At 55.8% G+C, this 13,215-nt stretch carries 12 protein-coding genes; 1 reads left to right on the top strand and 11 read right to left on the bottom strand.

The features are described 5' to 3' along the window. The 8 genes from ugpE to livK all read right to left on the bottom strand — a co-directional run bounded on the left by ugpE (window position 1) and on the right by livK (window position 8,243). Window positions 1-846, bottom strand: a complete 846-nt coding sequence (gene ugpE / locus CSE01S_RS07940) for a sn-glycerol-3-phosphate ABC transporter permease UgpE (protein WP_042286496.1) — start codon at window positions 844-846, stop codon at window positions 1-3. Next, a complete protein-coding gene (gene ugpA, locus CSE01S_RS07945; RefSeq protein WP_042286499.1) occupies window positions 843-1,730 on the bottom strand; it encodes a sn-glycerol-3-phosphate ABC transporter permease UgpA in 888 nt (295 codons plus the stop codon). Before ugpA ends, ugpE begins: the two co-directional genes overlap by 4 nt. A 98-nt stretch (window positions 1,731-1,828) precedes the next feature. Beyond that, window positions 1,829-3,145, bottom strand: coding sequence for a sn-glycerol-3-phosphate ABC transporter substrate-binding protein UgpB (gene ugpB, locus CSE01S_RS07950; protein ID WP_042286502.1), 1,317 nt, complete (start codon window positions 3,143-3,145; stop codon window positions 1,829-1,831). Between the two features lie 247 nt (window positions 3,146-3,392). Beyond that, complete coding sequence (gene livF / locus CSE01S_RS07955; protein WP_042286504.1) at window positions 3,393-4,106, bottom strand: high-affinity branched-chain amino acid ABC transporter ATP-binding protein LivF; 714 nt, start codon at window positions 4,104-4,106, stop codon at window positions 3,393-3,395. 1 nt (window position 4,107) lies between these two features. Further along, window positions 4,108-4,875: a high-affinity branched-chain amino acid ABC transporter ATP-binding protein LivG gene (gene livG, locus CSE01S_RS07960; RefSeq protein ID WP_042286506.1), complete on the bottom strand. Its 768-nt coding sequence runs from the start codon at window positions 4,873-4,875 to the stop codon at window positions 4,108-4,110. Continuing rightward, the gene (livM, locus tag CSE01S_RS07965) at window positions 4,872-6,149 is read right to left on the bottom strand and encodes a branched chain amino acid ABC transporter permease LivM (protein ID WP_042286508.1); all 1,278 of its coding nucleotides are present in this window, start codon (window positions 6,147-6,149) and stop codon (window positions 4,872-4,874) included. Before livM ends, livG begins: the two co-directional genes overlap by 4 nt. Further along, window positions 6,146-7,072, bottom strand: a complete 927-nt coding sequence (livH, locus tag CSE01S_RS07970; RefSeq protein ID WP_042286511.1) for a high-affinity branched-chain amino acid ABC transporter permease LivH — start codon at window positions 7,070-7,072, stop codon at window positions 6,146-6,148. The genes livM and livH overlap by 4 nt, the downstream gene beginning before the upstream one ends. Window positions 7,073-7,133: 61 nt before the next feature. Then, the gene (gene livK / locus CSE01S_RS07975; RefSeq protein ID WP_042286514.1) at window positions 7,134-8,243 is read right to left on the bottom strand and encodes a high-affinity branched-chain amino acid ABC transporter substrate-binding protein LivK; all 1,110 of its coding nucleotides are present in this window, start codon (window positions 8,241-8,243) and stop codon (window positions 7,134-7,136) included. A gap of 424 nt (window positions 8,244-8,667) precedes the next feature. Between livK and panM the strand changes: the two genes are divergently transcribed. Further along, window positions 8,668-9,051, top strand: a complete 384-nt coding sequence (gene panM / locus CSE01S_RS07980; RefSeq protein WP_042286942.1) for an aspartate 1-decarboxylase autocleavage activator PanM — start codon at window positions 8,668-8,670, stop codon at window positions 9,049-9,051. 134 nt (window positions 9,052-9,185) lie between these two features. Here panM and livJ read toward each other — a convergent pair whose 3' ends face one another. The 3 genes from livJ to CSE01S_RS07995 form a co-directional block, all read right to left on the bottom strand. Further along, a complete protein-coding gene (gene livJ, locus CSE01S_RS07985) occupies window positions 9,186-10,289 on the bottom strand; it encodes a branched chain amino acid ABC transporter substrate-binding protein LivJ (RefSeq protein WP_148365383.1) in 1,104 nt (367 codons plus the stop codon). 252 nt (window positions 10,290-10,541) lie between these two features. Continuing rightward, a complete protein-coding gene (locus CSE01S_RS07990; RefSeq protein WP_042286519.1) occupies window positions 10,542-11,786 on the bottom strand; it encodes an aromatic amino acid transport family protein in 1,245 nt (414 codons plus the stop codon). Window positions 11,787-11,922: 136 nt separating this feature from the next. Then, window positions 11,923-13,188 carry a 4-aminobutyrate--2-oxoglutarate transaminase gene (locus tag CSE01S_RS07995; protein WP_042286522.1) on the bottom strand — a complete coding sequence of 422 codons (1,266 nt, stop codon included), beginning with the start codon at window positions 13,186-13,188 and terminating at the stop codon, window positions 11,923-11,925. Window positions 13,189-13,215 lie beyond the last annotated feature (27 nt).

Genomic DNA, 13,215 nt, shown 5'->3' on the forward strand with positions numbered 1-13,215 from the left:
TTATTTCTCGCTATCCACCAGGCCGCGGACAAACGCGCGCTGCATGGCTAAAACAATGACTACGGGTGGGATAAGGGTAAGCAGCATCGCCGCCATCACCTGATTCCAGAGGGTGGAGCCTTCGCCGGTGGCGATCATGCCTTTAATACCCGCCACGGTAGTGCCAAGATTAACGTCGGTGATAATCAGTAGCGGCCACAGATACTGGTTCCAGCCGTAGATAAAGGTGATGACAAACAGCGCCGCGAGGTTGGTTTTTGACAGCGGCAGCACGATGTCGCGGAAAAAACGCATCGGCGACGCGCCGTCGATACGCGCGGCTTCAATTAATTCGTCCGGCAGGGTCATAAAGAACTGGCGGAACAGGAAAGTGGCCGTCGCCGAGGCCATCAGCGGCAACGTCAGACCTGCGTAACTGTCGAGCATTCCAAGGTTGGCAATCACTTCCACCGTCGGGAAGATACGCACTTCCACCGGCAGCATCAGGGTGATGAAAATCATCCAGAAGAACAGGTTACGCAGCGGAAAGCGGAACCAGACAATGGCGAAGGCCGAAAGCATCGACACGGTGATTTTGCCCACCGTAATACCGAATGCCATGATGAAGCTGTTGAGCATCATCAGCCAGAACGGCGCACTGTTGGCGCCCACGCCGTTGACCCAGATATTTTTCATGTTTTCAATCAGGTGTGATCCTGGGATCAGCGTCATCGGCGTGTCGAATACAGCCCGGTTATCCAGCGTCGCCGCGACAAACGCCACGTACAGTGGAAACAGGATGACGGCAATCCCCAGAACCAGCATGGTATGGCTGAAAATCGTAAGCCCGCGACGGTTCTCAATCATTGATAACGCACCTTACTTTCCACATAGCGAAACTGCACCACCGTGAGGATGATGACGAGGAACATCAGCACCACCGACTGCGCGGCGGAAGCTGACAGATCCAGCCCGGCGAAACCTTCGCGGTAAATTTTATAAATTAGCGTGGTGGTCGCCTGCACAGGCCCACCGGCGGTGGCGGCGTCGATCACCGGGAAGGTATCGAAGAAGGCGTACACCAGGTTAACCACCAGCAGAAAGAAGCTCACCGGGGCAATCAGCGGCAACGACAGCCTGAAGAAGCGGCGCACCGGCCCCGCGCCGTCAATGGCGGCGGCTTCCACCAGCGAACGGGGAATCGACTGCAGCGCGGCGAAGAAGAACAGGAAGTTGTAACTAATTTGCTTCCAGACCGACGCAAACACCACCAGGAACATGGCCTGACCGCTATTCTGGGCGTGGTTCCAGTCATAACCGAATTCGGCCAAAAAATGCGTAATCAGCCCGCGCCCCGGGTTAAAGAGAAAGATCCACAGCACGGCGGCGACGGCGGGAGCGACGGCGTAAGGTAGCAGCATCAGCGTCTGGTACAGACGACTGCCGCGCACCACGTAGTCGACCAGCGCGGCGAAAAACAGCGAGGCCAAAAGGCCGCTGACGGTCACCAGCGCGCTGAATTTCACCGTCGTCCAGAAGGAATCGAGGTAGTAGCGGTCATGGAACAGTGCGACGAAGTTATCCAGCCCGACAAACTGGCTGGACAGCCCAAACGGATCGACGCTTTGCAGCGAGTACCACAGCGCCTCGCCCGCAGGCCAGATAAAGAAAATAAGGGTAATTGCCAGCTGCGGCGCGACCAGAAGATAAGGCAGCCAGCGCGAGCGGAATACCGGACGAGAAGATGACATGAAAATTGGCTTTCCTGAACAGCGCCGGGCGGCGGCTTCGGCTTACCCGGCTTACACTCTTGTCGGCCCGGTAAGCTGAAGCCACCGGGCAACTCACATTACGATTTGGTCGACTGCTCGAAGCGGCGTAGCAGTTGATTTCCGCGCTCTACCGCAGAATCCAGTGCCTGTTGCGGGTTTTTCTTGCCGGTCCATACGCTTTCCAGCTCTTCGTCCACAATGGTACGGATTTGCGGCATATTGCCCAGACGCAGGCCTTTGGTGAACGGTAACGGCGGCTTGTTCAGCATCTGACGCGTAGCGATATCCGCGCCCGGATTTTTGTCATAAAAACCCTGTTCGCGGGTCAGATCGTAGGCAGCTTTGGTGATCGGCAGGTAGCCGGTTTTCTGATGCCATTCAGCAGCGTTTTCCGGTTTCGCCAGGAAGTCGAGGAACGTCGCCACGCCTTTGTAGGTCTCTTTGTCTTTCCCTTGCATCACCCACAGGCTCGCCCCGCCGATAATGGCGTTCTGCGGCGCGCCTTTTACGTCGGCATCGTACGGCATCATGCCCACGCCGTAGTTAAATTTGGCGTAGTGACGAATGTCTGCCAGCGAACCAGAGGATGCGGTGGTAATGGCGCAGTCACCGTTGTAGAACTTCTCGGTGGATTCGTCTTTACGTCCGAAGTAGCTGAAATCGCCCTTCTTATTGAGTTCCTGCAACAGAGTGATGTGTTTCACCTGCTCCGGCTTGTTAAATTCCAGCACCGCGTCAGTACCGTCAAAACCGTTGTTTTTGGTCGCCACCGGCAGACCATGCCAGGCGCTGAAGTTTTCGATCTGGATCCAACCCTGCCAGCCGCTGGCGTAGCCGCACTTCATCCCTGCCGCTTTCAGCTTCGCAGTGTAGTCGGCCAGATCCTGCCAGGTTTTTGGTGGTTGTTCGGGGTCTAACCCGGCTTTTTTGAAGGCGTCTTTGTTGTAATACAACACCGGAGTGGAGCTGTTAAACGGCTGAGACAACAGGTGACCGGTTTTGGAATCGGTGTAGTAACCAGAGACGGTCGGCACGAACTGTGACTCATCAAAATGAATACCCGCGTCTTTGAACACCTCATAAACGGGCTTGATAGCCTTCGACGCCATCATCGTCGCCGTGCCTACTTCGTACACCTGAAGCAACGCCGGCGCGTTGCCGGTACGGAAGGCGGCGATGCCCGCGCTCAGACTCTGTTCGTAGTTGCCTTTGTACACCGGCACAATTTTGTAATCCGGATTGGCGGCATTAAAACGTTGCGCCAGAGAATCCACCTCTTTCCCCAGCTCGCCTTCCATAGAATGCCAGAACGGAATGGTGGTCACGGCCAAAGCATTTCCCACGAATGCCAGGCTTAACGCCACGCCTAACGCTGTATGTCGTAACGATGTCATTCGGTTATCTCTCTTGTTGTGCCGGATGCGCGATATCACGCGTTTTTTGTTCGCGAGTTAACATGCCATGCGCGAATGACAGAAAAATAACCGTTTATTTACAAAAAGATGACAGCCAGGCGTCAACGGGATGATGGAAATATGAAAAGTGTTATGAATAAAAACCGGGGGCGGCTTCGCCTTACCCGGCCTGGGGAGCACGGTGTTGTCAGCCCGGATGCTGCACGCATACGGGCACGACAGGCGGTTACCCGCCGAGGTAAGCGCTGCGCACCGCCTCATTCGCCAACAGGGCGTCGCCCGTATCGGAGAGCACGACGTGACCGTTTTCCAACACGTATCCACGGTCAGCGAGCTTTAGCGCCTGGTTGGCGTTCTGCTCGACGAGGAAGATGGTCATTCCCTGCTCGCGCAGTTGCTCAATGGTGTCGAAAATCTGCTGGATGATAATAGGCGCAAGTCCCAGCGACGGTTCGTCCAGCAGCAGCAGGCGCGGCTGGCTCATCAACGCGCGGCCAATCGCCAGCATTTGCTGCTCGCCGCCAGACATGGTACCCGCTCGCTGAATACGGCGTTCGTGCAGACGCGGAAACAGTTCATAGACCCATTTGATGCGCTCCTGGAATTGGTCGCGCTCGGCAAAAAAACCGCCCATCGCCAGGTTCTCTTCTACCGTCATACGGGAAAAAACGCGGCGCCCTTCCGGGACAATCGCCACCGCTTCACGCATGATTTTGGCGGTTTGCCAGTCGGTAATGTCTTTGTCATCAAAGACAATCCGACCGCTGGTTGCGCGCGGGTCGCCGCACAGCGTACCGAGCAGCGTGGTTTTCCCTGCGCCGTTAGCGCCAATCAGAGTCACGATCTCCCCCTGATTGATATGCAAGCTCACCTCATGCAGCGCCTGGATTTTTCCGTAGTGGGCACTGACTTTGTCAAAGGACAACATGACTTTTTCCATCTTAGGCCTCACCAAGGTATGCGCGGATCACGTCCGGGTTATTACGAATCTGCTCCGGCGTCCCGTTCGCCAGCGGCGTGCCCTGATTCACCACGTAAATCCGGTCAGAAATCCCCATCACCAACTTCATATCGTGCTCAATCAGCAAGATGGTGGTGTTGTGATGATTGCGCAGCTCAGCGATCAGTTCGTCCAGCTCTTTCGTCTCTTTCGGGTTCAACCCCGCAGCCGGTTCGTCGAGCATCAGAATGTCCGGTTGGGTCACCATGCAACGCGCGATTTCCAGACGACGCTGATCGCCGTAAGCCAGGTTGCTGGCCTGTCGGTTGGCGTGCTCTAACAGACCGATACGCTCAAGCCAGGTGGCGGCGCGGTCCAGCGCTTCACTCTGGGCCCGGCGAAACGAGGGTGTCTTCAGCAGACCGGAAAACACGCCGGTTTTCAGCTGTTGGTGCTGCGCCACCAGCAGATTCTCGATCACCGTCATTTCACGAAACAGACGTACGTGCTGGAAAGTGCGAACTACGCCCATACGGGCAATCTGCTGGCCCGGCAGCCCTTCAAGGTGCTGATCGCGCAGCATGATCGTACCGCCGGTCGGTTTGTAAAACCCGGTCAGGCAGTTAAAAACCGTGGTTTTCCCGGCGCCGTTCGGCCCAATCAGCGAAACAATCTCCTGGGGATGCAGTTCCAGATCAACGTTGTTGACCGCCAAGAGACCACCGAAACGCATCATCAGGCCGTTAACCGATAATAATGGCTGACTCATGCCTGCTCTCCTTTCGCTTCCCCGTTTTTCAGCTTCAACTGTGGACGGGTCATCGGCAGCAAGCCCTGCGGACGCCAGATCATCATCAGCACCATCAAACCACCCAGCATCAACATGCTGTATTCATTGAAATCACGCATCAGCTCGCGCGAAACCACCAGCAATACCGCCGCAAGGATCACCGCAAACTGCGAGCCCATCCCCCCCAATACCACAATTGCCAGCACAAATGCCGATTCGGCAAAAGTGAATGATTCCGGGCTGACAAAGCCCTGGCGCGCGGCGAAAAGCGTCCCGGCGAAACCGGCGAACGCGGCGCTGATGGTAAATGCGGTCAGTTTGATACGCGTCGGGCTCAGACCCAGCGAGCGGCAGGCGATCTCATCTTCACGCAAAGCTTCCCACGCGCGACCCAGCGGCATACGCAGCAGACGATTGATAACAAACAGGCTCAGCACCACCAGCAGTAACGCCACCAGATACAGGAAGATAACGCGATCGGACGGGTCATACTTCACACCGAAGAAATTGCTGAAGGTATCCCAGCCGCCTTCACGGGCGCTACGGCTGAACTCGAGACCAAACAGCGTCGGTTTCGGGATCTGGCTGATGCCGTTCGGCCCGCCGGTCACTTCGGTATTATTGAGTAACAGGATGCGGACGATTTCGCCAAACCCTAAGGTCACAATCGCCAGATAGTCGCCGCGCAGGCGCAGCACCGGAAAGCCGAGCAGGAAGCCGGCGGCAGCGGCCACCAGCCCCGCCAGCGGCAGGCAGGTCCAGAAACCGAGGCCGTAATAGTGGTTCAGCAACGCAAAGGTGTAAGCGCCAATTGCGTAGAAACCGCCGTAGCCCAGCACCAACAGCCCGGACAGTCCCACCACCACGTTCAGTCCCAGACCGAGGATGATGTAAATCATCGTCAGGGTGGCGATATCCACCGTACCGCGCGACACCATAAACGGCCACGCGACGGCCACCACCAACAGCGCAATCAGAAACAGCTTCTGTTTAACCGTTGAGCCATCAATGGCCGGCAGAATGAACTTAGGCCCGGAAACGCTTTTCAGCCCTTTCTGGAACGCCGGACGCAGAAGCTGGAAGAAAAAAACCACTGCGGTGCCAATAAACACCCACTGCCAGCGGATGTCGGCAGCGGTATCCACCACCAGCTTCGTGCCGTCAAGCTCCAGCTGAACGCCCATAAAGACGCCAGCCAGCACAAAGAACATGGCGGCAGAGAGCAGCGCCATTGCAAAATGCATCGGTTTCATACTTTCTCTACCTCCGGACGACCCAGAATACCGGTCGGCATCACCAGCAGCACCAGAATCAGCAGCGCGAACGACACCACGTCTTTATATTCCGTACTGAGATAAGCAGAAGAAAGCGCTTCGGCGACGCCGAGAATCAGGCCGCCAATCATCGCCCCCGGAATACTGCCGATCCCGCCAAGCACTGCGGCGGTGAAGGCTTTCATCCCGGCCATAAAACCGATGTAGGGGTTGATCACCCCGTAGAACTGACCGAGCAGAACACCCGCCACCGCCGCCATCGCCGCGCCGATCACGAAGGTCAGCGCAATCACGCGGTCGGTGTTGATCCCCAGCAGGCTGGCCATTTTCAGATCTTCGGCGCAGGCGCGGCAGGCACGTCCCATGCGGGAATAACGGATGAAAAGGGTCAATGCCAGCATGGCGAGGAAGGTGACGATCCAGATCACCAGTTGCATGGTGGTAATGCTGGCCGAAAAGTGTTCGCTGGCCCCCACAATCCACTGGCCGTTAAACAGGCTTGGCAGCGCGACATCGCGCGAGCCCTGGGTCAGGCTGACGTAGTTTTGCAGAAAGATGGACATCCCAATCGCGGAAATCAGCGCAATCAGGCGCTTGGAGTTGCGCACCGGCCGGTAGGCCACCCGCTCAATACTCCAGCCGTAGGCGCTGGCGATGACGATCGCCCCGACAAACCCGGCCGCCACCAGCAGCCAACTGGTATCGATACCCATCATCATTAGCGCGGCGATGATCATGAATGAGACATAGCTGCCGATCATGTAAACCTCGCCGTGGGCGAAGTTGATCATGCCAATAATGCCGTACACCATGGTGTAACCAATAGCGATCAGCGCGTAGGTACTTCCCAGCGTGACGCCGTTAAACATCTGCTGCAGAAAATAGAGGAACTGCTCGGACATAAGGTAACCTTTCTCAACCCGCCCGTTTTGCGCGGGCGGTGGGATAACTTGTCTTCAGGAATTACTTCGCGACGGTAGACGAACCGTCGGCGTGCCACTGAAAGACACCAAATTCAAATCCCTTCAGATCGCCTTTTTCATCCCATTTCAGCGGCCCAATCACGGTGTCAGCACCGTTCGCTTTTAAATCTTTCACCAGATCCAGCGGCGCTTTGCTGCCGGAACGGTCCATTGCGGTTGCCAGCGACTGCACCGCCGCATAGGTGATCCACACATAAGGACCGCTTGGATCTTTTTTGTCTGCTTTCAACGCATCGACAATCGCTTTGTTGGCTGGATCCTGGTCATAACGTTTCGGCATCGTCACCAGCATGCCTTCTGCGGCATCACCGGCGATGTTCGACAGCGACGCATTACCGACTCCTTCCGGCCCCATAAACTGGGTTTTCAGGCCAACCGAACGCGCCTGTCGCAGCATTTGTCCCATTTCCGGGTAGTACCCGCCGTAATAAACAAAGTCGATGTTCTCTTTTTGCAGACGGGCAAGCAGCGCGGAGAAATCTTTTTCACCGGCGGTAATACCGTCGAAGAAGACAATATTGGCGTTCGCCGCTTTCAGGCCGTCCTGTACGGAGCGCGCCAGCCCTTCACCGTACTGCTGTTTGTCGTGAATGATGGCGATGCGCTGCGGCTTCACCTTCTCCAGAATGTATTTTGCCGCGGTCGGCCCTTGAGAGGAGTCCAGCCCGGCGGTACGCATGATGTGCGCATAACCGCGCTGGGTCAGCTCCGGATTCGTCGCCCCCGGGGAGATCATCAGGATGCCTTCATCCTCGTAAATATCCGATGCAGGTTGGGTAGAAGAAGAACACAGATGGCCAATCACGTACTGAATGCCGTCATTGACAATTTTGTTGGCGACCGCAACGGCCTGTTTCGGATCGCAGGCGTCGTCGTACTCTACGCCCACCAGTTTGTCGCCCTTGATACCGCCTTTGGCGTTGATGTCTTTAATGGCCTGACGCGCGCCGTTAAATTCCATATCGCCCCACTGGGCGACCGGCCCGGACATCGCGCCCACAACGGCAACCTTGATCTCATCTGCCATTGCCGCCTGCGACATCGCTAATGCAATGACGCCTGCGATAACTGTTTTCGCATTCCGTTTCATACTGAATCCCCATTCGTGACGAAGTGTACTTATTTTTTATTTGTATGCGTAAAAAGAAGACTGTGTTTTTTTTGTACTACACTGTTTTTTACCAGTCTGATTAATGGTTTAGCGCAGTGTTTTTGACAAAAATAGAGTAAAACCCCTATTTTTCAGTCTATTAAGAACAGATAATATTCTGCTTTTCACCATAGATAAACAAAAAAAAGCGCGTTTGTCAGCATAAAATAACGGGACAAAGAGCCGAATAAATCACTACCTTCCAGGGGAATATCCTGCCTGTTTTTCATTCTCTGACGTTTCGCGCTAAGGTTGCGACTGACAAAAAACTAATCACCTGCCAAATGAATTAAAAAAGTGAAAGCATCCCGCTAAAAATTTTCGGTACACTGACGCTCTCTTTTGTGATTTGGACATGCTGTCGATGAAGCTGACCATCGTTCGATTAGAACACTTTAGCGATCAGGATCTGATAGATCTGGGCAAAATCTGGCCGGAATATTCCGCCGCCTCGTTAAGCGTAGATGAAACGCACCGGATTTATGCCGCGCGTTTCAATGAGCGTCTGCTGGGCGCGGTACGCGTGACGCTAAGCGGAGCGCAGGGCGCGCTGGATTCCCTGCGGGTGCGTGAGATCACCCGTCGTCGCGGCGTAGGGCAGTATCTTGTGGAAGAAGTCATACGCGATAACCCTAACGTCTCCTCCTGGTGGATGGCGGACGTCGGCGTGGAAGACCGCGGCGTGATGGCGGCGTTTATGCAGGCGTCGGGTTTTACCGCGCAGCAGGATGGCTGGGAGAAACGTTAAAAAGCCGGGTGGCGTCGCCATACCCGGCCTGCATATCGCTGTTCACAAAGGCCGGTTAAGCGTAAGCGTCATCCGGCATTGAGCTTTTCGGCGTTTTCCCGGACGTTCCATACTGTAGAAAAACGACGGGAAAATTATTTGGCGTCGGTCGCCGTACCGTTAGCGTGCCAGTTAAAGACCCCGAACTCGAAGCCCTTCAGATCGCCCTTCTCATCCCATGACAGCGGCCCCATAACGGTTTCGACGGTATTCCCTTTCAGGTATTTCGCGATTTCCGTCGGATCATCGGACTGGTTCAGGCCCGCCTGCAGAGATTGCAACGCGGCGTAGGTGGTCCACACAAACGCGCCGCTTGGATCCTGTTTCTTCGCTTTGATCGCGTCCACGATGGGTTTGTTCGCCGGAACCTGATCGTAGTTCTTCGGCTTGGTCACCAGCAGACCTTCCGCAGACTCACCGGCGATGTTAGACAGCGAGACGTTCGCCACCCCTTCCGGCCCCATAAACTGGGTTTTCAGACCGGCGGCACGCGCCTGGCGTAGGATCTGCCCCATTTCCGGGTGATAGCCCCCGTAATACACAAAATCGATATTCTCTTTCTTCAGACGCGCCACCAGCGTGGAGAAGTCTTTCTCTCCGGCGGTAATGCCGTCAAAGAACACCACGTTCGCATTGCCTTTTTTCAGGCCATCCTGCACCGCGCGCGCCAGCCCTTCACCGTACTGCTGTTTGTCGTGGACGATGGCGATGCGCTGCGGCTTCACTTTTTCCAGAATGTATTTCGCGGCGGTCGGTCCCTGATCGGAATCCAGACCGGTGGTGCGCAGCACCAACTGATAGCCACGCGCGGTCAGCTCCGGCGCGGTGGCAGCCGGGGTGATCATCAGGATGCCTTCATCTTCGTAGATATCAGACGCGGGTTGAGTCGATGAGGAGCACAGGTGACCGATGACATATTTAATGCCGTCATTGATAACCTTGTTCGCCACCGCGACAGCCTGTTTCGGGTCACAGGCGTCGTCATACTTTACCGCAACCAGCTTATTTCCCTTGATGCCGCCCTTGGCATTGATATCGGCGATGGCCTGCTCCGCACCGGTAAATTCCTGGTCGCCGTACTGCGCGACCGGACCAGACATCGCGCCGACAACGGCGACTTTGATATCTTCCGCCAGCGCCGGGCTGCTCATCATTAAGGCAATACATCCTGCCAGTAACGTTTTACCCTTCATATTCATCCTGAAGCTCCCCATTATTGTGGTTTTTGCATTTGTTATGATGTTGTTTATCAGCGCATTATTCTGTTATATGAAATAAGAAAAGCATATGATAGCTATCTCAAGGGCTGCCTTTCGCGCTTTTGCAGCACACTATGCTAAACATACCGTTATTTACTGGCGTTTGAAAAGACTAAATTGCGGCGAATGTAACAAATGAGTGACAAAAAAAACCGCGTCCTTCCGGAAGACGCGGGGGAGTAAAATACCGGATTACCAGCCAGCCGGAAGGTAACCCAGCGCAGAAGCAATGGCATACACGGCGCTGCACAGGTAAAGCAATACGATGAATCCCTGAATAACAGGATGAGTAATCCATGCCGGGCAGGTCCAGCCAGGCGTTACATCGCCGCGCTGACGCGCGCCTTTCAACATGAGAATGGGCATAATCGACAGAATCACGCCGCTGAACACCCCGGCGAAATAGAGCGCATTTACAAACGACACCATACCGCTGTAGGCAAGGATAAACGGCGGCACGGCCACCACCACCAGCACCAGAAAGCGCTTCAACGGCTGCGCATCATCGCCCAGGCGAAACTGATCGAAAATATTGGTCAGAAAGCTGCCGCCCAGCCCCCAGTACGAAGTCAACATGGCGCACAGCGCAAACAGGTTCGCCGAGAAGAAAGCCCACTCTCCCAACGCGCGTCCCCATGAGATGGTCGCCACATCGGTAATGTTATCGAGGCCGTTTAACATGATGACCGACATCGGCACCAGCGCCAGCAGGCTGAAAGTAATCGCCATTCCGACCATAATCGCTTTTGGCAGTTTTTCCGGCTTATCGACAAAGCCGCGCGCCATTTCCGGCACGATGTACTGCGCGGAGAAGCAAAACGCTACCACGTTAAACACCGGCACCATGTACAGCCAGTTGCCGTCCAGCAGATAGCGTACCTGAGTAGTCTCTTTCAGCATCGTGGCGACGATCAGCACAGCGATCATGACGACCATCCCGATGCTGATAAATTTCTCCCCGCGACCAATTGCCTTCAGGCCAAGATAAAGCACGCCGGCCGCCGGAATAAAAAACAGCGCGCTGCCGAGCGCGGGCGAAATCCCCAATAACGAGTGCAACAGTTTGCCGCTACCGGTCATGTAGGCAATGAGCGCGCCGACGCTGTTGACGCAGACGGACATAAACATCATCAGCGCCCCAAACCGTCCGACGTAACGGTGCGACAAACCGCTGAGCTGTAGATGCTTGCGGGTGCGAAGGGTGGATTCTGCAACGTACAACATGGTGATGGTGGTCAGGCTGCCAACCAGCACCAGCCAGAACAACAGCGGCAGGAAACCCGCTTTGCTGGAGGCGTAAGCGATGGATAATACCCCTGCGCCGATGTTGGTGCCGACGATCATCGACACGCCCTCAACAAAGCTCAACGATTTAGCGGGTACAGCGGTACGCTCCCGACGCGTCAGCGCCGGAGAAAAGGTGGAGTTTTCAGACATAATATTTTCCGTTTTACTCCGGCGACGAGCGCCGCCGGAAAAAAGGTGATATCAGGGTGATTAACCACTCACGCTGAACGGGAACAACTCAGTTGTCGTAGAGGCTTCCCTGCCGCTGCCTGCCGGTCCGGGTGCGTCAGCCCCGTAGCGCGCGGGTCAGAATATCCAGCGCTTTAGAGAACTGCGCATCCGGGATCGTTAAGGGATAAAGAAAACGTATGACGTTGCCATATACGCCACAACTCAACAGCAGCAGGCCGTTTTCCTGCGCTTTGCGCTGGACCTCGCGGGTAAATTCGGCAGACGGTTCGCCGGTTTGCGGATCGTTAAATTCCACCGCTACCATCGAACCGAGTCCCCGAACGTCAACAATCGCCGGGCAGTGCTCGCGCGCCTGATTCAGCACTTCTTTCAGATGCTCGCCCAGCTGGCTCGCCCGCTGGCACAATTGCTCTTCTTCAATGATGTCCAGCACCGCGTGCGCGGCGGCAACCGCCAGCGGATTACCGGCGTAGGTACCGCCCAGCCCACCGGGAGCGGGCGCATCCATTACCTCAGCACGCCCCACAACGCCAGAGAGCGGGAAGCCGCCCGCCAGGCTTTTCGCCATCGTCATCAGGTCGGGCTTCACGTCATAGTGCTGCATCGCAAAGACCTTGCCGGTACGGGCAAAGCCGGTCTGCACTTCATCCGCAATCAGCAGAATGCCGTGGGTATCGCAAATTTTACGCAACGCCTGCATAAACGCCGCAGGCGCGACGTTAAAACCGCCCTCGCCCTGAATCGGCTCAATAACAATGGCAGCGACCTGATCCGCGGCGATATCGGCCTTAAAGAGGCGCTCCAGGCTTTTGATCGCGTCCTCGACGGTCACGCCGTGAGCCGCGTTCGGGTACACAGCGTGATAGACCGAACCGGGGAAAGGCCCAAAACCTATTTTGTAAGGCGCCACTTTGCCGGTCAGCGCCATGGTCATGAAGGTACGTCCGTGAAACCCGCCGCCGAAGGTGATCAACCCCGGACGACCGGTATGGGCGCGGGCAATTTTGACCGCGTTTTCAACCGCTTCGGCGCCGGTGGTGAAAAACGCGGTTTTCGCCGGACCGTCGATCGGCGCAATGGCGTTGATGCGCTCCGCCAGCGTCACGTAGCTCTCGTAAGGCACAATCTGGTAGGCGGTATGGGTAAACGCCTGAAGCTGTTTTTCTACCGCCGCGACAATTTTCGGGTGGCGGTGGCCGGTGTTAAGGACGGCGATCCCGGCGGCAAAATCGATCACTTCTTTGCCTTCAATGTCCCAAATTGTGGCGTTTTCGGCCTTTTCGACAAAGTAGTCGCACATCACACCAACACCACGGGGAGTCGCCTGCTGGCGACGCTGATTCAGTTCTGAACTTTTCACCCTCGGATCTCCTGTTATGAATGTCAC

The organism is Citrobacter sedlakii NBRC 105722 (assembly GCF_000759835.1).
Classification (GTDB): domain Bacteria; phylum Pseudomonadota; class Gammaproteobacteria; order Enterobacterales; family Enterobacteriaceae; genus Citrobacter_A; species Citrobacter_A sedlakii.